This window comes from Swaminathania salitolerans (genome assembly GCF_007988945.1).
GTDB lineage: Bacteria > Pseudomonadota > Alphaproteobacteria > Acetobacterales > Acetobacteraceae > Swaminathania > Swaminathania salitolerans.
Genome location: NZ_BJVC01000002.1, coordinates 157,795 through 178,843, shown reverse-complemented (window position 1 = coordinate 178,843; position 21,049 = coordinate 157,795). Strand labels below are relative to the sequence as shown.

Here is a 21,049-nt window from a genome sequence, read left to right as displayed (position 1 = left end):
GCTTCGTGGCTACCCGTTGGGTGCACGAAGCAGCTGGCAAGGGGGCTGTCGCCCCCGTTGACCCCCTTGATGGAAAGCGCATCCCATGTCTGCCTCGCCCCTTGTTCCTGTGCCCGTGACGCCTCCTGTTTCCAGCCTGTCCCGCCCTGCCCGCTCCTCTCGCCTGTCGGTTCGTGCCTCGCCTGACGAGCTCGCTACGTGGGCCGGTACAGCGCGTCTTCTGGGCCATGAGACCACTGCCCTCTGGGTGCGCTCCCTGCTGAAAGAGGCCGCCCTGACCGGTCATGACGGGATGGCTGTGGGTGCCTCATTGCGCAAGCTGCGGGGCGAGTTCGGGCGCATCGGCAACAACCTCAATCAGCTGGCTCATTCTGCCCATTGTGGCGACGCCGTCCGGGCGGGGGATGTTCTCGATGCGCTGGAAACGACAAAGAACCGCGTCGATGTCCTGCTCAAATCCCTGCGGGTGACGAGGACAAGGAGGACGTCCCGACAGCGGAAGATGGTCGAACCAGAGACAGGGATAGAGGCCAGAGCAGGAGTGTCCCAGCCGATAGTGACCTCGCCCACAACACTACACTAAGCCTCATCAAAGTCCGGAGGGGGACGCATGATTGTGCAGGAAACCCGCATCCGGACGACCAGCGGCCATCAGGCCGTTTCCCGGCACGTGCTAAAGGGCGCGAGGAATGAAGCCATACGTGTCTTGTGTGGCAGTGACTGGTGTCTTGCGGACTGGATGAAGGAAGCAAGACGTGAGGGCATACGCTATGGCCTGCGTCATATCGCCTTCAACCCTGCCGAGCCCATGAGTGACGAGGCCCTCGCCTCTTTTGCAGCCAGGTTGTGCGACGAACTGCAGGCGGACAGGGAGCGCATGACGCTCGTCGTGCATCAGAAGGATGGCAGCACCCATGGCCATCTGCTTCTGCCCGAATGGCAGGACGACCATGTGCTCAGCTCGCGCTTCTCCTGGCAGCGTCTGGAGAAATGCGCCCGTCTCGAGGAAATCCGACTGGGGCATCCACTGGTACCGGGACGGCATGACCGGGCCATTGTCAAAGCTCTGCGTCAGGAAGGAAAGACGGCAGAAGCAGGTCGGGTTGAGGCGGTCCTGCAGGGACCAGCAGGCGATACTGCAAACCTCGCCGCCCCTGCCCCAGCATCTCCTGACACACCGTCCTCTCTGACCAAAGCACATCCCGCGTCACGGCCCCTTCCACGTGCAGCCTACACCTCGCAATCACGTCGTATGGCCGAGCGACAGGGGCTGGATCTTGTGGAAGCGAAGAAGGCTATCGCCTCTCTCTGGGCGCGGTCGGACAATCAGCTGCATCGTTTCCGCGCCCTGCTGAAAGCGAAAGGCTGGGTTATGCGTGCCGGAGACCGGCAGGATACCCGCAAGGACGCGCATATCATCGAGACGTCAGACGGCGTTCTGATCGGGTCTTTCACGCGCCTGACGAAGACACGCATGAAGGATTTCCGCCTACTCCTCGTAGAGGAAGCCGCCCGGCCAAAGCGCGGCGATATCAGGGCAGCAGTCAAACCGCTCCTGGAGCGTGCAGCTCTGGCGACGGCTGCGATGGAAAGTCACGCAGAGCAGAGCGGTCTGCTTCTGCCGCCCCTCGAGGCACTCAGACGTGACCCTGAAGCATTTGCGAGAGCGGCTGCGAGAGTAAGGCCGTCACATTCCTCGCCCAAAAAGCCGAAAATCGTTTCGCTGGATCGTATCGACGAACTGCCACCGAACTTTGCTCACTACATCCAGCAGTGGAAGCAGGAAGTCAGAGCATGCCGGACGGTACTGAATGCAAAGCCGCCTCTGGCGTATGGTCCACGGCGCTCTGTTGATGAGCAAAGCGCAGCGCTGTTTGCTCAGATAGCAGACACGCGCAGGCAGCTCTGGCAGGCCGGAAAACAGCTGCAGGAAACACGGCGGGAGCGTGACGCCCTGCGTAAGAGGGTATTCGTCCTCTCGAAGACGAAACGTCTCTCCCATCTCGACGAGGAAATCGAGCGGCTTTCAAAAACACTGGCAGAGATCCTGCGCTATCTTCTGGAGACCGTACTCTGGCATCTCGGCCTGCGCTCTACGCCGCCTGAACCGCTTTGCCTGCCTGTGCCGACAGAACGCGAGGAAGCCAATACGCGGCTACGGAGAGAGAACCGTGAGCTGCTTCAGCAGATTGTCAGGCGGGATACATGCAGGGAATGGCTTGTCACGCTCTGCCGCGAGGCCGACAGGCGTAGGCAGGAGGAGATCGCCGCATGGAAAGAACGTCATGTTGCGAAATGCGATAGGGCCAGGCGAGATCTGGACCTGCTGAAGGCCATCTGGATGCCGCCAGCAAAGCTGCCTCGTGCAACACAGGCAGAAATCATGAAGTGCAAGCTGACCGGCAATCTTGAAAAGGCCAAATACGTGACACGCATCGCTTTGAGGAGGTTGGACGAGGCTGAGGCGGAACGACTGGCAAAGGAGATGGAGAGCGAAAAAGCTGCGCCTGTCGTTGAGCTTCAGGGTTCTTCGCCAGTGAGAGTATCTCCTGCCTTTGAACCCTGAGGATCAGACAAGCCCGAACACGTCACAGGATCAGACTGATTACCCAGATGATAAAACCGATGAGACCTAGCAAGGCTGGAACGAGCCAGACGGTGACACCTCTGCGCGGTCTCTTGGGGCGTTTACGCGCTGGTTCGGGTGGCGATGCCACGCCTGCTTTCTGGTCAAGCCATGCGTCCAGATCAGTCACGCGAAAGCGCACGTCGCGTCTGCCATAGCTGATGGATTTCGGGGCGATACCCATCCACTTGAGATTGCGTAAGCGCCCAGGGGAAATACCCAGATAGCGCGCCGCATCCTCATAATTCAGCACGGCCGGTCGGAGAGGTTCAGGTGTATCGGCCATGATTCCAGCGTTCGGAAACGAAGCCCCCCATTGAGCCGTCAGATGCTAGACACGTCAACCGGACGTGGCTGAGCCATGAGCCATTTGTGAGCCAAACGGAGGAAGATCAGGGGTGACAAGCAGTGACCTGTGGTGATACAAAACATATGTAAATCAGGGTTTTGTCTTCTTACCCTCAGGAACCATAAGGGTGCTTACTGCCCTCTCAAAGCGGACGTCAGACATAATCGATCGCTCGCATCGATCTCCACGTGACGCTCATTTCAACCGCAAGTCCGGGGCTAAAGCCCGCAGGATCAGCGATGCTGCCAGCGTCAGCATGACGCATCCCACGATCGCGTCGAGTATTCGCCAGGCGATCGGGCGCGCGAAGATCGGCCGCAGTAGACGACTGCCGTATCCAAGCGAGGTAAACCATACCACGCTTGCGGACGCGGCGCCCCCGATGAAGAGTGGGCGTTGTCCGGACGGTTCGGCCGCCCCCGCCGCCCCCATCAGGAGCACTGTATCGAGATATACATGCGGGTTAAGGAACGTGAAGGCCGCCAGCATGGCCAATACCCGCACACGCGGGATCGGGGGCGTCTCGCCCGCGATCATGCGTCGGGGCGCGCGCACTCGGTGCAGTGCCGCAAGACCGTACCATGCCAGAAACGCACTACCGCCGAACGCCAGAACCCGTCCGATCTCCGGAACGGCGCCTAGAAAAGTTCCAAGGCCACTGACGCCGACTGTGATCAGCAAGGCATCGGAGAGGCTGCAAAACAGGACGACCAAGGCGACATGCTCGCCCCTCAGACCTTGTTGCAGGACGAACAGGTTTTGCGCGCCGATCGCCATGATGAGCGCGGCCGACAGGCAGAAACCGGAGAATACGGGAAGCAGCACGGGGATCATTTTCGAGGGGGTAGCAGCCACAAACTTGACAGAAAAACTTGTTTTTCTTCACTGGGTGAAGCAACACTTCATAATGCTGGATTATCCGTCGCTCGCGGCTGTTGCCGCGGTCATTCGCGAAGGCACATTTGAGCGGGCTGCCGCCGTTCTTGGCCATACGCCCTCCGCGGTTTCGCAACGTGTGCGCGGCCTGGAGGAGCGTCTGGGTGCGATCCTTATTCAGCGTGGGCAGCCTTGCCGCCCCACTGATCTGGGCCGGAAGCTATGCGATCATGTCGACCGCGTGCGCCTGCTGGAACAGGATCTCGGGCCTGATCTGGGGCGTGACGGCATCCTATCCGGCAGCACCGCGACCGTCGCGATCGCCGTCAACGCGGATAGCATGGCAACGTGGTTTGTAAGGGCAGCTGCCGACTTCGCGCACCAAACGGCGGTAACACTCGATCTCCGGCTCGACGACGAGGGGCAAACAGCCAATCGCCTACGTTCAGGCGAAGTTTTGGCTGCCGTCAGCTCTCATTCTGCCCCCATTCCCGGGTGCAGGACCATCAAACTCGGCACACTGCGATATGTCGCCTGCGCCAGCCCGGCTTTCATGGCGCGACATCTCAGCGAGGGATTCAGTGTCGAAATGCTGGCCGCTGCGCCGTCCTTGCGCTTCGATCGACGCGATGGGCTACAGGCCCGGTGGCTACGCGAAATCCATGGGACCGAGCTGGGCAAGACGGTGCATTGGGTGCCGTCCACCCAAGGATTCCTTGACTTTGGGCTGGCCGGGGTCGGCTGGGGAATGCATCCAGTGCAACTGGTCAGACAGCACCTTGAGGCAGAGCGCCTGGTCGAACTACCGCCGGGCGTCACGATCGGCGTGCCGCTTTACTGGACCGTCGCCCGCCTTCATGCCAAGACCCTGATCCGCCTGACGCAGGCGGTTCAGGATGCCGCCACCAGGGAATTGCAGGTGCGCGATGTTTGATTGTCTTCCTTCCTACGGCGGGGTCATGTCAACGGAGAGCCGCTCTATGCCGGATGAATCTAGAGGCGATCGATCATATCTGTCACCTGGAGCATGAATTCAGCCGAAATCCGATTGCGCGAGCGCGAGGACGCTGTGCCGGTCAACCGCCCCTACCTGCATCTGTTTCGGCAGATATAGGGAACGTCTGGTGTCGCCTCTTTCACGACGTGGCCGGACCGCTTCGCGTTGCCGGGAAGCGGACATGGCGCATGATCCTCGCCTATGCGGCGGCTGCCTTCGTGCCAGCCTCTTCGGTTCGATATTCTGCCCATGCCTGCCGCAGGATCTGAACCGCTGATGAAAGGAAGATGCCAGCCATGATCGCGGCCACCGCAAGGTCAGGCCATGCGCTGATGGTGCTCCAGACGCCGAGTGCCGCGCCCATGACGATTAGGTTGCCGATCGCATCGTTGCGAGAGCAGAGCCACACCGAGCGCACGTTGGCGTCGCCATCCTTGTAGGGCAAGAGCAGGAACACCGAGGCAAGGTTCGCGGTTAGTGCCAGAACGGCGATTGCACCCATGATCTCGGCCTGCGGAACGCCAAGGATCAGCGTATGGTAGACGGTGGACCCGAACACCCACAGCGCCATCAGCGACAGCGAGACGCCTTTGGCGAGTGCCGCCGTGGCTCGCGTACGCAGGCTCGCGCCGATCACCGCCAGGCTCAAACCGTAGGTGACGGTATCGGCCAGAAAGTCGAGTGCGTCGGCCTTGAGGGCTTGCGAGCCAGCGAACTGTCCCGCCGCCATTTCGGTCATGAACATCCCGCCATTGATCGCGATCACCGTCCACAGGACGCGCTTGTAACGCGGGTCTATACCGTCGAAGACCGGGACACCCTTCGGGCAGCAGCTATTCTGGACGATGTCGAATGTCGTCACCTCGACGGTTGATGTGACTGTTTTCGTGGGCACGACCAGAGGTGGCGGAGCGCAACAGGCGGTCTCGGACTTGCAGCGGTTCTTGGACATGAGTGACTCCTTTCCGGGATCACCCTACAATCTCTAGCCACTAGAGCTTCAAGGGAAAAGCACCATGAGCATCTCGATTGGTGAGTTGGCGCGGCGCACTGGGGTCAAGGTGCCGACGATCCGCTACTATGAAGGCGTCGGGCTTCTTCCGACACCGGCACGAACGGAAGGGCGGCAAAGGCGCTTCGGTGTGGACGAGGTCGCCCGGCTCAACTTCATTCGCCATGCCCGCGAGCTGGGCTTCGAGGTCGCCGACATTCGTGAGTTGCTGACGCTCAGCGAACAGCGGGAGCGTTCCTGCGCCGAAGTGGACGCTATTGTTCACCGCCACGTCGAGAATATTGACCGACGGATCGAGAAGCTGGTGGCGCTGCGCGCCGAGTTGCAACGCTCGCTAGATCGGTGCGCGCGCGGTACGATCGAGGAATGTCGGGTGATCAAAGTGCTAGGCTACGGGTACGACAGGGTTTAGCGAGAGGCAGCAGCGCACCCCTTTCACACCGAATCAGAATGTCCGCTTCCACAGCTCGTTCGCATGAAGCGGACCGACTGCAATCCCCCCCAATTCTGTACAAAGAGTTTTGGCGGGGTTCTCCTAACGCCGATCTACTTCGGATAGCTTATATTATCGGAAGTAGGCTCGATGAGCGCAGAGCGGCGGGGGATGGGTCGGAATGTCTGCATCAGACGCTCTTTGTGATGAAGTGCGGATCATCTTTCTTCCCGTGCGGCTGCGCTCGAGGTCGTATAGCGGCTTCCGACCTCTTTTAGGACATTAGAAACGCCTTGATTTATTTTCAAAAACAGACGTCAATTTCCAAGAAGCGTTCGACAGCTCTTGTGCACTGTCTCACGTAACCATTGGTGCGCCGGATCCGCATCCAGCCGTGGATGCCACATCATGCAAACAGCAATTTCAGGCGTTCTGATAGGTAGTGGGAATGTTCGAAGGCGCTTGGTTTCCGCTGGATCGATGATATGGCGGCCAAGTCCTGATTGCGGCACATGTGTGATCAGATCAGAGCTATTTACGATCCGTAGCGCGTCCGGAAATCCGGGAACCACGACCGACACGATGCGCCGATGACCCATCGCCTCCAATACGTCATCAACCGGGCCCCGAAACGCTCCCCTTCGTGACGTGATGACGTGGCGGCACGCGATATATCGCTCCACGTTGATCGGCCCGCCGGAAAAGATCGGGTGACCGACGCGGGCCACGCCGATAAATTCATCCCGGAACAACAAGCGGCTTCGGATCTCGGGCGCGGACTCGCTGCGTACGCCGATTTCCAGGTCGATCCGTCCTTCCCGAAGTGGCTGGACATCCTTGTCGGGCTTGGGCGCGAAACGCAGACGGGCGCGGGGGGCTACGTCCATAACGGCCTTGACAAGCGGGCTTGCGAAGAACTGCACGAAGCCTTCATTGGCGCGGATGGTAAAGGTTCGATCCAACGTTGCTAGATCTAGCTCCCGACATGACGGATGCAGGATGGATCGCACGTCGCGTGTCAATTCGTGGACGCGATCATGGATTTCCGCCGCATAGGGTGTCGGCACGAGGTGTCGGCCAGCGCGAACCAGCAGCGGATCGCCGGTAGCCGCGCGAAGCCGCGCCAGCGTGCGGCTCATGGCGGATGGACTCAGCCCCAGCTTACGTGAGGCACCGGTCACGCTGGCCTCGGCGAGGAGCACGTCCAGCGCCGTCAGCAGATTGAAATCCATGGTCTCCATGCCGCGATATTACCCCCCATGGCGGGTAATAGATAGCGTTGCACGCAACTATTCATTGATCGGGATGCGTCTGGCGCCTCTCTTGGCGCGCGCTTATCTTCGCCGACGTGAAACAGGCGCGTCCCGTTCAGACGAGGCGTCTTCAGGCAGGAGCAAGCCCATGAAACTGATCGGCATCGAAGAGCACTTCCTGACACAAGAGGTGAAAAACGCTTGGTCTGCCATCAGTCTAGAAGCCGCAGATCCGAGCGTCGCATTTCATGGCGGCCCGCTCGAAAAACGGCTGGTTGATCTCTCCCAAGAGCGGATCGCACTCATGGATGAGACGGGGCTGGACGTGCAGGTTTTGTCGCTGACCACGCCTGCCTTGCATGATCTTGGACGAGAGAGCGTGGATCTGGCCCGCCGGGCGAACGATGCCGTGGCCGAGGCAATTGCCCGCCACCCGAATCGCTTTCAGGGACTGGCGACACTACCCGTGACCATGCCCGACGAAGCAGCACTCGAACTCGAACGCTGCGTAAGAACGCTGGGCTTCAAGGGGACGATGCTGTGCGGCCGGGTCGGAAATCGCAACCTGGACCATCTCGATCTGCTACCGATTTTTCAGAGTGCCGCAGCGTTGCATGCCCCGGTCCTTTTGCATCCCAGGGCGCCGGACAAGGTGGTGCGGGACGCCTATTATTCGGGTTTCAGCCCTATGGTGGATGCGGCCTTCGCCTGTTTCGGGCTTGGCTGGCACTACGACGCCGGCATCCAGTTCCTGCGGCTCGCCCTTGCGGGTCATTTCGATCGCTTTCCAGACCTGCAGGTCATTCTGGGGCATTGGGGAGAACTGGTCCTGTTCTACGCCGAGCGGATCGCCAACATGGATCGTGTCTCCGGGTTGCAGCAGCCCATGATGACTTATTTCCGGCGCAACCTGTATGTCACGGCGAGCGGCATGTTTATGCCGCATTACCTGGAACAGGCGGCCCGCATCGTCGGCTATGATCGGCTGCTGTTTTCGACCGACTACCCTTATCAATATCGCCCCGGAGGTGACGCGCGACGTTTTCTAAACGAATGCGGTCTCGATCAGGCTGCCGCGTGCGCTTTCGCGCATGGCAACTGGGAGCGCCTTACGGCGGGATTGTCGACGGCTTCATAGGAGAAGCGGCTCAGTTGCAAAGTCCTGCTATCCGACTAAGAGACGAACTCGCTCGCGGACGGCCTCGAGCTCGGTGTCGGTAGCTTTTCCTTTCATCTTCGCGCGTCGTGCTCGCCAGTCGAGACTGCGTAACTGATCAGATAGCACAACGCTCTCGGGCTGGCCCCGCAGCGAAACTTCGAACGGGTAGCCCTTGATGCGCGTGGTCGTCGGGCAGCACACGATCATTCCTGACTTTGCGTTGTATGAAGCTGGCGATAGTACCACGGCAGGCCTGTGCCTTGCCTGCTCACGACCAGCCTGCGGGTCAAACTCGAGCCACACGATATCCCCGCAATCCGGGACCCATTCCGGCATCACCAGGCCTCGTCGCCAGCCGAAAGCCCGAAGTCTATTTCACTGTGACGGTTTTCGTCTGTGATCGCCGAGGTTAAGCTTTCCAGAGAGAGGCGGTCTTGGCGAAGGGGTTGGATAATAATCCGCCCGTCTTCTTCCCGGACGTCGACGGCTTGGTCGATTTGAAGCTGGACGGCGTTGAGAAGGCTGGTTGGCAGCCGAATGGCAGCACTATTACCCCACTTGCGTACCGTACCGTGCATTGAACCATCCCCATGTGTATACTGAGTAGATACGAGAAATCTACTCAATTCTCAAGCTAAAAATGTTTCTGATGTCCGCTCCGCTCTAATTTTCGTCGAGAGCTGACAATCTGCTATCCCCCCATTCAAGACGGAGAGCCTTTGGGCGGGGTTCTCTCAGTGACGACCTACTCCAAATAACTGGGCGCTAAAACGTAGAAAAATAACCGCCGACGCCGGTCGTCGTCTGCCGATCGGATCGGTCGATAACGCGTAGCGAGATAAGATTGCCGATAGACAGAAAATGGCGGCCTTCCGCCTTTTTCCTACTTCCGATTTTTATCATTATCGGAAGTAGAGGGGGGCGAGGGGGTTATAAGGCCCAAAAGCCCCTCCTCAGAGGCATGTCTCCACCCTGGTGCGTAACCGTCAGAATTTTTGCTGACATAGCATTATCACGCGTCGTGAGGCGAGCCACGCTCAACTACGCGTGCCGACGAGTGACTCTATCAGGGGAAGACGATACAAGACTAAGCTATGCGGATTTTGGTTCACGCCTGCTAAGATTCAGTATGTTCGCGGAGCCGCTTCCGATATCGATCATCCTTTTCCCAGACTGCTACCGCCGTCGATGAAAAGCGACTGGCCTGTAATGAAGCTGGCAAGGTCTGAGCAGAAGAAAGAAATCGCTGCTGCGATTTCTTCGGGGTGGCCAAACCTTCCGGCAGGCACGCCTGCAAGATATCTTGCCTCGCCTTCGCTACCAGGCTGATTATTTGCGCGAAAGAGCTCCGTCTCCGTTGGACCTGGGGCGACGATGTTCGCTGTGATGCCATATGCAGCGTATTCGATCGCGATCGTCCGCGTGAGGCTCTCGAGTGCGGATTTTGCCGCCGCATACCCGGCGCGATAGGGCAATCCACGCGTGGTGAGACTGCCAATATTTACTATGCGCCCAAACTTGGCATCGCGCATCCCTGGAAGCAAAGCCTGCGTAACCTGTAATGCCGGGCGGAGGTTGGCCCCAAGCAGCGCCATAAAGTCGACGTCCGTGACGCTCTCAAAGCGCTCATGTCTCGCAATACCGAAATTATTGACGACACCCAGCACGTTACCACGGCTGACGACATCTCTCGCCAGTTTCCGGATTGCGTCGCTATCGGTCAGATCGCACGAGACGAACTCGCCCGGAAATCCTCCCGCAATTGAACGGGCTACGCCGATAACGTGCCAGCCCGTGTCAGCAAGTGCCTGCGCTGCCGCCCGCCCGATGCCTTTCGACGCGCCTGTGATGAGAATGGACTTATCTAATGGAAGCTTCCCTGATCAACAAATTTGAGGTTCAGCCCATGAGCCCGGGGGTGTATCGAGACACCTCCGCGACACCTCGGCCGAAGGACTTGCTTCGGCCATTTGCCAAAATGGGCTGCGTTCAGCCTGCTACACCCAGTTTACCCGGGGCGGTCCATTCGGCACCCGCCATGAAGCTGTCCAGAGGTGTATGAGCGAGATGGTTGGTATAATTCGAAATCAGTTTAGTGGCTTCAAGCACCAGCACGTCAAGTACGGACTGATTGGTATAGCCAGCAGCTTTAAATGCATCGACATCGGCTTCGCTCAGGACGCCACGATTGCGTGTTACCAGCGCCGCGAATCTGCGCAAGGCCTCAAGTTTGGGGTCAGCAAGGGGCTTCCCCTCACGGATCGCCTCAATTGACGCATCGTCGACTTTTGCCATGCGCGACAGATTGGTGTGACCTGCCATGCAGTAGGTGCATTCGTTCTCGTAGATGATCGACAGATAGGCAATATTCCGCTCGACGGGAGAGAAGCTCGTTTTTTCAGCAATCCCCCACAAGGTAGCGTATGCCTCAAGCGCCGCAGGGCTCTCGGCTAGAACGCGATGCAAGTTGGGGATAAAGCCCCAGGCCTGCTGTACCCCGTTGAGAATGTCTGCTGATGCCTTCGGTGCATTTTCGATATCATGCAGCTTGAACGCATTGGTCGTCATTATGAAAACTCCTGTATCCTTGCTTGCCAATATGACAATCAGGAAACGGAGATTTCGTATTTTCCTCTCGCTTGGGGAGCGGGGTAATGGCAATAACGCTTATTCCCGAATGGAATGGCCAAGGCCGACGGTAGCGGATTGAAGAGAGCAACATATCGGGTCAGGCACCACCCATCGTTGACCTGTCGATGTCGATGTCGATGTCGAACTCTGCCTCGACTTCCCAGCATAGCTGAGCCAACGCGATCGCAACGCCAGCCCTTGTCTTTCTGAATATCGCAAAAGACAGTATGCGCACCAAACGGCGGCATCTTGCTTTCATTCCATCAAGCCCTGAACAAAATCTGCAAATTGCCTTGCCTTTGCGGTCATCATTCTTCCCGTGGGGAAGACAGCCCAAAGGTCGATATCAGGCAAAGACCACGCTGGAAGCAGGCGCGTTACGGCGCCGCTTTCGAGTTCCGGGGCGAACATCCAGTCCGAGGTGATGGTCAGGCCCATATCAGCGAGTATGGCTGCCCGCAGGCCCTCGGCAGCGCTGACCCTAAGACGCCCCGCAACGGACACCGAGACGGCCGAGCCATCCCTGTGAAATGACCAGACATTGGGGAGCTGACTGTAAACGATCGCGGTGTGATCAGCCAGATCGGCAGGAACCAACGGCATGCCCGCACGCGCCAGATAGGCCGGTGTGGCGAGCACCGAACGTTTTCCCGTCGCCAGCTTGCGCGCGACCGCTGAGGAATCGGCCAAAGCCCCCATACGCAACGAGATATCAACCCCCTCGGCCACGAGATCGATCATCCGGTCATCAAGCAGAATATCGACATCGAGCTGCGGATGCGCATCGAGAAAAGCCGGAAGCCGGGGTATGATATGCAGCCGCGCAAATGTCGTGGCGGCCGATACGCGCAGCCGTCCGGACAGACCGCTTCCCGCGCCGCGCGCCGCCAGCTCGGCCTCGTCGGCTTCCAGCAGCGCGTTGCGCGCGCGCTCGTAAAACGCCTGCCCCGCCTCTGTCGGCGTCAGACCGTGCGTCGAGCGTATCAGCAGGCTGACCTGCAACCGGCTTTCCAGCTGTGCCACGATTTTCGACACAGCGGGCTGACCAACATGAAGCTGCCGTGCCGCTGCTGAGAATGAACCCGTCTCGACCACACGCACGAACGTCGTCATCGCCTGATATCGGTCCATCCTATTCCTCCGGGGAATGATGCTTATCGCATCGAGCCATCTGCCATGCCCAGTGAAACAGAGGCAAACCAAGCCTGCAACCCGGTCAGCGTCGGGGAAGGATGGAGCAGGCTTCAGGATGATCGTTCATTTCACCAACGCCGTATCAACACGACCGGTGTCGCATTTTATCTCGGCCTATCAGCTCACGGGTGACCTGCCACAAGCTATGGTCGCCGCCCTTCTCCCGGCGCTCTCCACTCTCCTTGCAAAACCTGATGGAGGAACCGCTCATGATTGAGGTCTACGCTTTCGCGACGCCCAACAGCGTCAAGGTCACCATCGCGCTGGAAGAGCTCGATCTCGCCTATGCGCTACACGGCATCAATATCCGGCAAGGCGAACAGGGTACCACGTCCTTCACGACGCTTAATCCTAACCAGAAGGTTCCCGTACTGGTTGATCACGACGCGAGGGATGAGAAGCTCGTCCTCACAGAGTCTGCAGCCATACTCGTGTACCTGGCTGGAAAAACCGGCCGCCTTCTCCCTGCAACCGGGGCCGAACGGGCGCGCGTATTCGAACAGCTTTTCTTTCATGCCTCCGCGCTGAGCCCCGCTTTCGGACAAGCCGGCTTCTTCCGGCGTTTTGCCAGCGAAACCCTGCCGCTCGCCATCGAACGCTTCGACAACGAAGCCAGACGCGTGCTGGGTGTACTCGACGGCGTGCTGGCGCATCGCGACTTCGTGGCAGGCGATGCCTTCTCCATCGCCGATATCGCGCATTTCGGCTGGCTGTGGCGACGCAGCTTTCCCGGCATCGCGCTCGACCGCACCCCTCATGTCGCCCGCTGGTACGAGCAGATCGCCGCCCGACCCGGCGTGCAGCGCGGTATCGACCGCGTCGAGGCGCTCACCGCCAGGAACTGAACCCGTCTCTTTTCAGGAAAGACATTCCCATGAACGCACTCTTCACCCCGCTCCGGGCCGGAGCATTGTCGCTCGGCCACAGAATCGTCATGGCACCGCTGACGCGTATGCGATCGGACGCATCCGGCAAGGCCAATGCGCTGATGGCGCAGTATTACAGCCAGCGCAGCTCGCCCGGCGGACTCATCGTCTCCGAGGCGACACCCGTCGCACTCGAAGGGTATGGCTATGCGGGCGCACCGGGCATTTATGACGACTCCCAGATCGAAAGCTGGCGCGCGGTCACCGAGGCCGTTCATGCGCGCGGTGGCAGGATCGTCATGCAGCTCTGGCATGTGGGGCGGCAGTCGCATCACGATCTGCAACCCGGCGGCGCGGCTCCGGTTGCTCCGTCTGCCCTGCGGGCGGAAGGAGACGCCTACACGCCCAGCGGCCCCGCCCCGTTCTCCATGCCGCGCGCCCTCACGCTGGAGGAAATTCCTGCCGTGATCGAGCAGTTCAGAAAAGGTGCCGCAAGGGCCAGACTGGCAGGGTTCGACGGCGTGGAGATTCACGGCGCCAATGGCTATCTGCCGGACCAGTTCCTGCAGGATGGCACCAACCACCGCACCGATGAGTATGGCGGCCCTGTCGAGAACCGCGCCCGCTTCCTTCTTGAGGTGACGCAAGCCGCCATATCCGTCTGGGGGGCAGATCGCGTAGGTGTTCGTCTGAGCCCGAGCGGCACTTACGGCTCGATGTCGGACAGCAATCCCGAGGAAACCTTCGGCTATGTGGCAGAGCGGCTGGATGCGCTCGGAATCGCCTATCTGCATGTGGTCGAGCCCCGCATCAAGGGCACGGAACTCATTGCCGAAAGCGCGCCTGTCGCCGCGCGCGACTTGCGCAAGAGGTTCCGGGGCACGCTGATCGCGGCAGGCGGGTTCGACAGGAACAGTGCAGGAGCCCTGCTCGATTCCGGCGATGCCGATGCGGTCGCCTTCGGTCGGCACTTCATCAGCAATCCCGATCTTCCCGAGCGGCTGCGTCTGGATCTTCCCCTGACCCCTTATGACCGTTCGACCTTCTATGGCGGCGATGCCCATGGCTACACCGACTATCCTTTCTCCGAAACAGCGACAGCAACGGCGGAATGAGAGACGGAGCGCTCATTCCGTCACGGAATGAGCGTTAGTCGGCCACGCCGTCATCCCTCCCGTCCGGCGACCGCATATCGTCGGATCCGACACCACAACCAGGGAAACGAAACCATGACACTCCAGGCAAAACTCGACGCTTTCAAGGCCGATTTCGAAGCCGGAAAGCCCCCTTACAACGTCCCGCACGCGGTCATCGAGACCATGCACCGCGCCACTGCCGAGCTGGTTGCCTCGGGCGCCGCAGAGAAAGCCCTCAAGGCGGGAGACAAGGCACCGGCCTTCACGCTGAACGATCCCGACGGCAATCCCGTATCCTCTGCCGATCTTCTCGCCCGGGGACCTCTGGTCGTCAGCTTCTATCGTGGCGTCTGGTGCCCTTACTGCAACATGGAATTGCAGGCTCTCGAGGCGGCACTTCCCTCATTCCGCGATCTCGGTGCGGAGCTGGTCGCGATCTCGCCGCAGACGGCTGCGAACAGCCGGAAATCCGTCCGCCAGAACGATCTGGATTTCCCGATCCTGTCCGACACGCATAACGACGTTGCAGCACAATTCGGCCTGCGTTTTACCATGCCGGACTATCTGATCGAGCTTTACCGGAATCTCAAAAACGATCTGCCCGGTTTCAATGGTGACGACAGCTGGACGCTCCCCATGCCCGGACGTTTCGTCATCGGTCAGGACGGCGTCATTCTCTATGCCGAGGTCAACCCGGATTATACGCGTCGCCCGGAACCTGCCGACATGCTTCCTGCCCTGCGCCACGCGACCCAGTCGGCCGACTGATCACTCCATCCATACCGCCCCGGCTCGCGCAGGAGCGGAGTTTTTCACTGAGGATACGGAGAGAGATATGCGCTCCAATGACATGGGCAATAGCTTCACTCGCCATTTGATGGGTGACGAACAATCCGCCAAGCTCATCGCGGCGTCACAGTCAGGCACTTTCGGCGCAGCCATAGCCGGGTATGCAGTTGATCATGTTTTCGAGGACATCTGGACACGTGAAGGGCTCGATCAGGCGCGTCGAAGTCTCATCACCATGACCGTCATGGTTGCGCTGCGCCAGCCTCATGAATTCGGCCTCCATATGGGTTTTGCGCTCGATCACGGTATGAAGCTGAAGGAAATAGAGGAGGCTCTGATACAGATGCTCCCTTATGTCGGCTTTCCCGCCATTTCCGGTGTCATGCCTGTCGCTGCGAAGATCATTGCTGAGCGTGGACTCGACAAAAGCGAAGAGTATGAAGGCCATCGCGGTCTGCTCTGAGCCCTCACCCAAGTACTGTACCCTGCCGGTAGAACGGGCCTCGTCTCGCGCTCCCGATGACATCCAGCCTGCGGCGTTCACGAACCTCTCTGCGCCCCTCTCGCGCTTCGTGATTCCTTCACGGCAATCTGCCTTCGAAAAGGAACAGTTATGACGAAACTTCATCGAAAAACGGCCCTTGTGACCGGAGGAAGCAGCGGGCTCGGGCTTGCCATCGCAACGCGTTTCATCGCTGAAGGCGCATTTGTCTATATCACCGGTCGGCGACAGGCCGAGCTTGAGCGGGCTGTACCGACATTGGGCAGTCAGGCCGCCTCTATACAGGCAGATGTCAGTCTTCCCGGCGATATCGAACGCATGGTGGAAACGATACGGCGTGAACGTGGGGCTATCGATATTCTGGTCGCCAATGCCGGCATCGTTCTGCCTCAAACACTCGAACAGGCAACACAAGCCAATTACGATCGGACGTTTGATATCAACGTGAAAGGCCTGTATTTCACGATCAGCAAGGCACTTGGCCTGTTGCGGTCTGGCAGCTCAGTCATCCTTGTCTCATCCATCGCTGCCAATAAGGGTGTGCCTGGCTATGGCACATACAGCGCAAGCAAGGCTGCAATACGCAGCCTGTCCAGAACCTGGACGGCCGAACTGGTCGAACGCGGCATACGGATCAATACCCTCAGCCCCGGACCGTTCGACACACCGATCATGGACAGCCAGGCCGATACGCCGGAAGGTGCCGAAGCCGTCAAGCGTCAATGGGCTGCAGCCGTGCCCATGAAGCGATTGGGGCAGCCAGAGGAACTTGCTGCGGCCGCGCTCTTTCTGGCTTCTGATGAAAGCAGTCATGTTGCAGGCATTGACCTCATTGTCGACGGTGGTGCGGCCGCGGTCTAGGGCTCCGTGATAACCACAGGATTGCGATCACCAGTACGGTGGAGCGTCAGCAGGACCCGCCCATACTGCCAATCAGACTGACATGGTTTCGCAAGGGTGAGCTATCATGATCCGTTTTTATTTCCATCCCACGCCCAACCCGGCGAAAATCGCCCTCATGCTCGAGGAAACCGGTTTGCCCTATGAGGCCATACCGGTCGATACCCGCAAAGGTGATCAGTATGACCCGGCGTTTCTCGCGATCAACCCCAATGGCAAGGTGCCTGCCATTATCGACACCGAAGGTCCTGCGGGCCCGGCAACACGCGTGTTCGATTCCAATGCAATACTGCTCTATCTTGCTGAAAAGAGCGGGCAATATCTCGGGACCCCCGCGGACCGGCCTGAATTGCTGTCATGGTTGATGTTTATCGCATCCGGGCTTGGGCCTTTTTCCGGTCAGGCCGTGCATTTTCAGCATGCAGCGCCCGCCGGGCTGGACTACGCCGTCAATCGGTACAGGCGCGAGGTCGAACGACATTACACAGTTCTCGACCAGCACCTCACGGACCGCCGTTACATCGTGGGCGATACTTTCACAATTGCCGATATGTCTGCCTGGGGCTGGCTGGAGCGCGCGCCCCGTGTGCTCAAGGAAGATTATCCGCTCGAGCGCTGGCCTGCACTTGCTCGCTTCATGCACGACATCAATGCCCGCTCGGCCGTGTCGCGCGTGCAGGCGCTCATGAAGAGGCACGCATTCAAGACAGATATGGACGATCAGGCACAACGTGCCCTCTTCCCATCCAATTTCCCTATCCACAATCGGGAGCAGCGCTCATGACCGCTTCAGAAAACTATACACCGCCCAGTGTCTGGACATGGGACAAACATAATGGCGGCAAATTCGCCAGCACCAATCGCCCTGTCGCCGGGCCGACGCATGAAAAGAACCTCCCCGTAGGGCGTCACCCGCTCCAGCTATACTCACTGGGTACGCCCAATGGGGTAAAGGTGACGATCATGCTGGAGGAACTCCTGGCCCTGGGACATGAGGGGGCGGAATATGATGCCTGGCTGATCAATATAGGGGATGGCGATCAGTTCGGATCGGGCTTTACAGCCATCAACCCGAATTCCAAGATCCCGGCGCTGATCGACCAAAGCGGGGGCACCCCCCTGCCCGTCTTCGAATCAGGATCGATCCTGCTTTATCTCGCAGAGAAATTCGCGGCTTTTCTGCCTCGGGATGTTCCATCGCGTACGGCCTGTCTGAACTGGCTTTTCTGGCAGGTCGGCAGCGCACCCTATCTCGGCGGTGGCTTTGGCCATTTCTATGCCTACGCCCCTGAGAAGATCGAATATGCAATCAACCGGTTTGCCATGGAGACCAAACGCCAGCTGGACGTTCTCGACCGGCAGCTTGCCCGGCATGACTATATAGCGGGCGACACCTATACAATTGCCGATATGGCAATCTTTCCATGGTATGGCGGCCTTGTAGAAGGCTGGCTCTATAATGATGCTGCACAGTTTCTGAGCGTTCAGGAGTATTCCCATGTGCAGGCGTGGTCAGCCCGGTTGCTCGAACGCCCTGCTGTCCAGCGGGGCCGGATGGTGAACAGGCTCTCAGGCCCGCTGTCTTCCCAGCTTCGCGAACGCCATGACAGCTCGGATTTCGAGCTCAGAACGCAGGACAAGTTGACGAAAGACAGCGCGATCTGATCGATTATACCCAATCGCATCGGGCGATGCACAATGCATCGCCCGGACCTACCAGCGTATCAACCAAGGCAACACCAGACGCGTGCCGCAGGCCACCAGCGCACAGGCCAATGAATACCAGACGACAAGGTAGAGCGGGTCATCAAAGGGGCAGGCCAGAGCAAAGACGAGCGCACCAAAAGCCGCGCCGGCAATGCCAGTGACCCACGCTGTTCCGCGCACATCAACCGGTGCGCCGCGGCGCACGATAACACCCAGTGCGAGGACAGCCGGAAGAGCAAGCTCCACGATCTCGCGTGCACAGACCATGCCATGCGCCGGATCCAGCCTGAGCCATAACGCCTCTGGCCCAGCCTGAAGCGCATCCACAAGCCAGCCAAGGGCAAAAAGAACAACAGCCGTCACGCCCAGCCGACGCAGCCCCTGCCGGGGCGAACGTGTCGGGTCGAGCGAGACCAGCGCCGAAGCGCCGCCCAGCCCGACGATCAGCAGCAGTCCGATTGCCTTCCACCAGAAGCTCATCATGTGCATGGCATGGGGCATGTCAGGGCGCATCAGGCCAAACCCGAGCACTGCACCGATCTCGACCCCGGCGAGAACCGTGAGGGTCAAGGCATCGCGCCAGAGTGAGCGTCTCCGGACGGGGCGAAGATCGGTTACAAACCGCTCGATCAGGGGATCATTCACCATCGTTGCCTCCCATCACCAGAGTGCTCATGCGATTCAACCCACGATGGATATTGACCTTCACCAACGTCGCGGATTGCCCTGTTCGACGTGCTGCCTCCTCTATGCTCAGACCTTGCAACTTCACCAACCTGATCGCTTCTGCCGGCCCCGGCTTCAACTGCGCCAGAAGCTTTTCCAGTGCATGAGCCGTGGTCACCTGTTCCTCGTGATCGCCCACAGCCACCGTCTCATCAAGCAGGGTCGTCTGTGTACGCCTGGCGGCCCGGAGGCGATCAATCCATTTGTAACGCGCAATGGCCGCAATCCACGGGCCGAATTTCTGGGAAGGATCGAAGGTGTGACGCTTCTCGTGCACCGCCATAAGGGTGTCCTGCACGGCGTCATCGACCATTGAGGGCGGCAGGCGTTTGAGGAAAAAACGGCGCAACCATGCCTGTGCCTCGCCCAGCACCAGGCGATAAGCCTGTGCATCTCCTGCCTGCGCGGCCTCCATCCAACGGCTCCAATCCGCTTCTGTCAAAAATCTGCTGCCTTCATGCGTGACCGGAGATCATTTCCTACCGCTATCATTTGACATACGTAAAGACCCAGGCGCCGTAGAAAGTGCTAGGACTGGCTCTGTCCGCCAGCTTGCCGGGAAGCTGGCACGCAGTGCGTCCAGCCGCGGGGCATCATAGGTCTCGATGTAGATATTATGCGGATAACGCGCCGCAAAATTCTGATGCTCTCTTTCCGCCCCGGTGAACGCCTTGTCAGGCTGAACATGCGTTGCGATGGGCTGGGCAAAGATGTGGGCGGCATCGAGTTGCGCGATATAGGCCTCTGCCTCGCGCGCCTGTTGCGCTGTCCGCGTAAAAATGACGGAACGGTATTGTGGCCCCGTATCGGGGAATTGCTGGTCGATCTGCGTCGGGTCCAGTGCCACGGTGAAGAATATCCGCATCAGCGTGCCAAAGCTGACGAGGGTAGGATCATACTCAACCTCAACCGATTCCGCATGACCGGTATCGCCTTCGCTGACGCGTTCATACTGGGCCGTGTCACGCGCACCGCCGTCATATCCAGCTCGGGTGGCTGTGACGCCTCGCACGTGCTGGAATATGCTCTGCACCCCCCAGAAACACCCTCCCGCAAAAACGACGCTGGATGGGGTCATCCCCGGACGGGAATCATCGGGGGGTGCCGTCATCTGCCCGATGGGTTTGTCGTTACCGGTCTTTGCCACGATAACGGGCTCAGGCAAGGTCGGATAGGCAGACGCCCTTGAAGTGACCTCGTGCAGAATTCCATAAAGGCTGAATGTGGCGAGCGCGACGCCAAGCACGTTTTTCCTGATCATCATGCGAACTTTCAGACTGGCCTGAAGGTAAGGGCTGCGCCGTTCATGCAGTAGCGCAAGCCGGTCGGTTGGGGACCGTCATCAAAGACATGGCCAAGATGACCACCGCATGTCGCGCACCGTACCTCCGTGCGCTCCATGCCAAGACTGTCATCCCCACGCTCCTGAACAGCATGGGGCAGCGCTGCCGTGAAACTTGGCCAGCCCGTCCCGCTTTCGAACTTGCTGTGTGAGTCAAATGCCGGCGTTGCGCAGCCTGCGCAGGCAAACCGCCCCTGTCGGTGTTCGTTCAGGAGCGGGCTGGACCAGGGTGCCTCTGTGCCAGCCTCACGCAGAATCTCGAATTGCTCCGGTGTGAGCAGGCGCCGCCATTCAGCAGCACTATGCGTCACGGGATAAGGTTCTGCGCCCCAGGCGCGGCCCGACAGAGCCAGACAGACTGAAGCAAGGCAGAATTGTCGACGCGATGTCATGAACTTCGCCCTTTTGATGAATTTCACACCATCCTTCGTGCTGCACCGCGCAGAGGTTACGGGCAGTCACACCGTTTTTTTTTAGCCCGTGCCGTAACCTTTGAGGGCGTCCACACGAAGAAAACTCTGCCAGCCTCCATAAGACTCAGGGAACGAACT

At 59.4% G+C, this 21,049-nt stretch carries 25 protein-coding genes; 12 read left to right on the top strand and 13 right to left on the bottom strand.

Annotated elements, in window-relative coordinates:
* The first annotated feature begins 85 nt into the window (after positions 1–85).
* On the top strand, positions 86–583 hold the full coding sequence (locus SSA02_RS04875; RefSeq protein ID WP_147092830.1) for a MobC family plasmid mobilization relaxosome protein: 498 nt from the start codon (positions 86–88) through the stop codon (positions 581–583).
* A gap of 27 nt (positions 584–610) precedes the next feature.
* Positions 611–2,566 (top strand): hypothetical protein, encoded by a 1,956-nt coding sequence (locus SSA02_RS12870; protein WP_246103643.1) that lies wholly within the window; start codon positions 611–613, stop codon positions 2,564–2,566.
* 22 nt (positions 2,567–2,588) lie between these two features.
* On the opposite strand, the gene SSA02_RS04865 is transcribed toward SSA02_RS12870, so the two are convergent.
* Both SSA02_RS04865 and SSA02_RS04860 read right to left on the bottom strand, forming a co-directional pair.
* Complete coding sequence (locus SSA02_RS04865) at positions 2,589–2,912, bottom strand: helix-turn-helix transcriptional regulator (protein WP_147092829.1); 324 nt, start codon at positions 2,910–2,912, stop codon at positions 2,589–2,591.
* A gap of 258 nt (positions 2,913–3,170) precedes the next feature.
* Positions 3,171–3,809 (bottom strand): LysE/ArgO family amino acid transporter, encoded by a 639-nt coding sequence (locus tag SSA02_RS04860; protein WP_147092828.1) that lies wholly within the window; start codon positions 3,807–3,809, stop codon positions 3,171–3,173.
* A gap of 25 nt (positions 3,810–3,834) precedes the next feature.
* On the opposite strand from SSA02_RS04860, the gene SSA02_RS04855 reads away from it, so the two are divergent.
* A complete protein-coding gene (locus SSA02_RS04855; protein WP_306345094.1) occupies positions 3,835–4,785 on the top strand; it encodes a LysR family transcriptional regulator ArgP in 951 nt (316 codons plus the stop codon).
* Positions 4,786–5,047: 262 nt separating this feature from the next.
* Here SSA02_RS04855 and SSA02_RS04850 read toward each other — a convergent pair whose 3' ends face one another.
* The gene (locus tag SSA02_RS04850) at positions 5,048–5,800 is read right to left on the bottom strand and encodes a cation transporter (protein WP_147092827.1); all 753 of its coding nucleotides are present in this window, start codon (positions 5,798–5,800) and stop codon (positions 5,048–5,050) included.
* Positions 5,801–5,864: 64 nt separating this feature from the next.
* Here SSA02_RS04850 and SSA02_RS04845 point away from each other — a divergent pair, with 64 nt between their 5' ends.
* Entirely contained in the window at positions 5,865–6,272 is a 408-nt protein-coding gene (locus SSA02_RS04845) for a MerR family transcriptional regulator (RefSeq protein WP_147092826.1), read from the top strand.
* A 338-nt stretch (positions 6,273–6,610) separates the two neighbouring features.
* Here SSA02_RS04845 and SSA02_RS04840 read toward each other — a convergent pair whose 3' ends face one another.
* Positions 6,611–7,525 (bottom strand): LysR family transcriptional regulator, encoded by a 915-nt coding sequence (locus SSA02_RS04840; protein ID WP_306345093.1) that lies wholly within the window; start codon positions 7,523–7,525, stop codon positions 6,611–6,613.
* 169 nt (positions 7,526–7,694) lie between these two features.
* On the opposite strand from SSA02_RS04840, the gene SSA02_RS04835 reads away from it, so the two are divergent.
* Positions 7,695–8,684 carry an amidohydrolase family protein gene (locus tag SSA02_RS04835; RefSeq protein WP_147092824.1) on the top strand — a complete coding sequence of 330 codons (990 nt, stop codon included), beginning with the start codon at positions 7,695–7,697 and terminating at the stop codon, positions 8,682–8,684.
* 27 nt (positions 8,685–8,711) lie between these two features.
* Here the strand turns inward: SSA02_RS04835 and mazF are convergent, their stop codons facing one another.
* The 5 genes from mazF to SSA02_RS04810 form a co-directional block, all read right to left on the bottom strand.
* Positions 8,712–9,041 (bottom strand): endoribonuclease MazF, encoded by a 330-nt coding sequence (mazF, locus tag SSA02_RS04830; RefSeq protein WP_147092823.1) that lies wholly within the window; start codon positions 9,039–9,041, stop codon positions 8,712–8,714.
* A complete protein-coding gene (locus tag SSA02_RS04825) occupies positions 9,041–9,283 on the bottom strand; it encodes an AbrB/MazE/SpoVT family DNA-binding domain-containing protein (protein WP_147092822.1) in 243 nt (80 codons plus the stop codon). Before SSA02_RS04825 ends, mazF begins: the two co-directional genes overlap by 1 nt.
* A gap of 579 nt (positions 9,284–9,862) precedes the next feature.
* Positions 9,863–10,555, bottom strand: coding sequence for an SDR family oxidoreductase (locus tag SSA02_RS04820; RefSeq protein ID WP_264884138.1), 693 nt, complete (start codon positions 10,553–10,555; stop codon positions 9,863–9,865).
* A gap of 139 nt (positions 10,556–10,694) precedes the next feature.
* Positions 10,695–11,273, bottom strand: coding sequence for a carboxymuconolactone decarboxylase family protein (locus tag SSA02_RS04815; RefSeq protein ID WP_147092820.1), 579 nt, complete (start codon positions 11,271–11,273; stop codon positions 10,695–10,697).
* Between the two features lie 318 nt (positions 11,274–11,591).
* Complete coding sequence (locus tag SSA02_RS04810; protein ID WP_147092819.1) at positions 11,592–12,467, bottom strand: LysR family transcriptional regulator; 876 nt, start codon at positions 12,465–12,467, stop codon at positions 11,592–11,594.
* A 272-nt stretch (positions 12,468–12,739) separates the two neighbouring features.
* Here SSA02_RS04810 and SSA02_RS04805 point away from each other — a divergent pair, with 272 nt between their 5' ends.
* The 7 genes from SSA02_RS04805 (at position 12,740) to yghU (ending at position 18,388) form a co-directional block, all read left to right on the top strand.
* Positions 12,740–13,375, top strand: coding sequence for a glutathione S-transferase family protein (locus tag SSA02_RS04805; RefSeq protein ID WP_147092818.1), 636 nt, complete (start codon positions 12,740–12,742; stop codon positions 13,373–13,375).
* 29 nt (positions 13,376–13,404) lie between these two features.
* Complete coding sequence (locus tag SSA02_RS04800; RefSeq protein WP_147092817.1) at positions 13,405–14,511, top strand: alkene reductase; 1,107 nt, start codon at positions 13,405–13,407, stop codon at positions 14,509–14,511.
* A gap of 114 nt (positions 14,512–14,625) precedes the next feature.
* Complete coding sequence (locus SSA02_RS04795; protein WP_147092816.1) at positions 14,626–15,300, top strand: peroxiredoxin-like family protein; 675 nt, start codon at positions 14,626–14,628, stop codon at positions 15,298–15,300.
* 67 nt (positions 15,301–15,367) lie between these two features.
* A complete protein-coding gene (locus SSA02_RS04790) occupies positions 15,368–15,784 on the top strand; it encodes a carboxymuconolactone decarboxylase family protein (protein WP_186807680.1) in 417 nt (138 codons plus the stop codon).
* A 150-nt stretch (positions 15,785–15,934) separates the two neighbouring features.
* The gene (locus tag SSA02_RS04785) at positions 15,935–16,684 is read left to right on the top strand and encodes an SDR family NAD(P)-dependent oxidoreductase (RefSeq protein WP_147092814.1); all 750 of its coding nucleotides are present in this window, start codon (positions 15,935–15,937) and stop codon (positions 16,682–16,684) included.
* A 106-nt stretch (positions 16,685–16,790) separates the two neighbouring features.
* A complete protein-coding gene (locus SSA02_RS04780; RefSeq protein WP_147092813.1) occupies positions 16,791–17,507 on the top strand; it encodes a glutathione S-transferase family protein in 717 nt (238 codons plus the stop codon).
* The gene (gene yghU / locus SSA02_RS04775) at positions 17,504–18,388 is read left to right on the top strand and encodes a glutathione-dependent disulfide-bond oxidoreductase (protein ID WP_147092812.1); all 885 of its coding nucleotides are present in this window, start codon (positions 17,504–17,506) and stop codon (positions 18,386–18,388) included. Before SSA02_RS04780 ends, yghU begins: the two co-directional genes overlap by 4 nt.
* Before the next feature lie 48 nt (positions 18,389–18,436).
* Here the strand turns inward: yghU and SSA02_RS04770 are convergent, their stop codons facing one another.
* The 4 genes from SSA02_RS04770 to msrB are packed head-to-tail and all read right to left on the bottom strand — an operon-like array spanning position 18,437 to position 20,890.
* Positions 18,437–19,078, bottom strand: coding sequence for an NrsF family protein (locus SSA02_RS04770; RefSeq protein WP_147092811.1), 642 nt, complete (start codon positions 19,076–19,078; stop codon positions 18,437–18,439).
* Positions 19,068–19,598 (bottom strand): sigma-70 family RNA polymerase sigma factor, encoded by a 531-nt coding sequence (locus tag SSA02_RS04765; RefSeq protein WP_264884114.1) that lies wholly within the window; start codon positions 19,596–19,598, stop codon positions 19,068–19,070. The genes SSA02_RS04770 and SSA02_RS04765 overlap by 11 nt, the downstream gene beginning before the upstream one ends.
* A gap of 30 nt (positions 19,599–19,628) precedes the next feature.
* Positions 19,629–20,420: a peptide-methionine (S)-S-oxide reductase MsrA gene (gene msrA, locus SSA02_RS04760; RefSeq protein WP_240386605.1), complete on the bottom strand. Its 792-nt coding sequence runs from the start codon at positions 20,418–20,420 to the stop codon at positions 19,629–19,631.
* A gap of 8 nt (positions 20,421–20,428) precedes the next feature.
* A complete protein-coding gene (msrB, locus tag SSA02_RS04755) occupies positions 20,429–20,890 on the bottom strand; it encodes a peptide-methionine (R)-S-oxide reductase MsrB (protein ID WP_147093368.1) in 462 nt (153 codons plus the stop codon).
* Between the last annotated feature and the right edge of the window lie 159 nt (positions 20,891–21,049).

Excerpts from the sequence above, each read along its gene's own strand:
- SSA02_RS04875 (WP_147092830.1), top strand. The coding sequence starts at position 86 with ATGTCTGCCTCGCCCCTTGTTCCTGTGCCCGTGACGCCTCCTGTTTCC.
- SSA02_RS12870 (WP_246103643.1), top strand. The coding sequence starts at position 611 with ATGATTGTGCAGGAAACCCGCATCCGGACGACCAGCGGCCATCAGGCC.
- SSA02_RS04865 (WP_147092829.1), bottom strand. The coding sequence starts at position 2,912 with ATGGCCGATACACCTGAACCTCTCCGACCGGCCGTGCTGAATTATGAG.
- SSA02_RS04860 (WP_147092828.1), bottom strand. The coding sequence starts at position 3,809 with ATGATCCCCGTGCTGCTTCCCGTATTCTCCGGTTTCTGCCTGTCGGCC.
- SSA02_RS04850 (WP_147092827.1), bottom strand. The coding sequence starts at position 5,800 with ATGTCCAAGAACCGCTGCAAGTCCGAGACCGCCTGTTGCGCTCCGCCA.
- SSA02_RS04845 (WP_147092826.1), top strand. The coding sequence starts at position 5,865 with ATGAGCATCTCGATTGGTGAGTTGGCGCGGCGCACTGGGGTCAAGGTG.
- SSA02_RS04840 (WP_306345093.1), bottom strand. The coding sequence starts at position 7,525 with ATGGATTTCAATCTGCTGACGGCGCTGGACGTGCTCCTCGCCGAGGCC.
- SSA02_RS04835 (WP_147092824.1), top strand. The coding sequence starts at position 7,695 with ATGAAACTGATCGGCATCGAAGAGCACTTCCTGACACAAGAGGTGAAA.
- mazF (WP_147092823.1), bottom strand. The coding sequence starts at position 9,041 with ATGCCGGAATGGGTCCCGGATTGCGGGGATATCGTGTGGCTCGAGTTT.
- SSA02_RS04825 (WP_147092822.1), bottom strand. The coding sequence starts at position 9,283 with ATGCACGGTACGGTACGCAAGTGGGGTAATAGTGCTGCCATTCGGCTG.
- SSA02_RS04815 (WP_147092820.1), bottom strand. The coding sequence starts at position 11,273 with ATGACGACCAATGCGTTCAAGCTGCATGATATCGAAAATGCACCGAAG.
- SSA02_RS04810 (WP_147092819.1), bottom strand. The coding sequence starts at position 12,467 with ATGGACCGATATCAGGCGATGACGACGTTCGTGCGTGTGGTCGAGACG.
- SSA02_RS04805 (WP_147092818.1), top strand. The coding sequence starts at position 12,740 with ATGATTGAGGTCTACGCTTTCGCGACGCCCAACAGCGTCAAGGTCACC.
- SSA02_RS04800 (WP_147092817.1), top strand. The coding sequence starts at position 13,405 with ATGAACGCACTCTTCACCCCGCTCCGGGCCGGAGCATTGTCGCTCGGC.
- SSA02_RS04795 (WP_147092816.1), top strand. The coding sequence starts at position 14,626 with ATGACACTCCAGGCAAAACTCGACGCTTTCAAGGCCGATTTCGAAGCC.
- SSA02_RS04790 (WP_186807680.1), top strand. The coding sequence starts at position 15,368 with ATGCGCTCCAATGACATGGGCAATAGCTTCACTCGCCATTTGATGGGT.
- SSA02_RS04785 (WP_147092814.1), top strand. The coding sequence starts at position 15,935 with ATGACGAAACTTCATCGAAAAACGGCCCTTGTGACCGGAGGAAGCAGC.
- SSA02_RS04780 (WP_147092813.1), top strand. The coding sequence starts at position 16,791 with ATGATCCGTTTTTATTTCCATCCCACGCCCAACCCGGCGAAAATCGCC.
- yghU (WP_147092812.1), top strand. The coding sequence starts at position 17,504 with ATGACCGCTTCAGAAAACTATACACCGCCCAGTGTCTGGACATGGGAC.
- SSA02_RS04770 (WP_147092811.1), bottom strand. The coding sequence starts at position 19,078 with ATGGTGAATGATCCCCTGATCGAGCGGTTTGTAACCGATCTTCGCCCC.
- msrA (WP_240386605.1), bottom strand. The coding sequence starts at position 20,420 with ATGATGATCAGGAAAAACGTGCTTGGCGTCGCGCTCGCCACATTCAGC.
- msrB (WP_147093368.1), bottom strand. The coding sequence starts at position 20,890 with ATGACATCGCGTCGACAATTCTGCCTTGCTTCAGTCTGTCTGGCTCTG.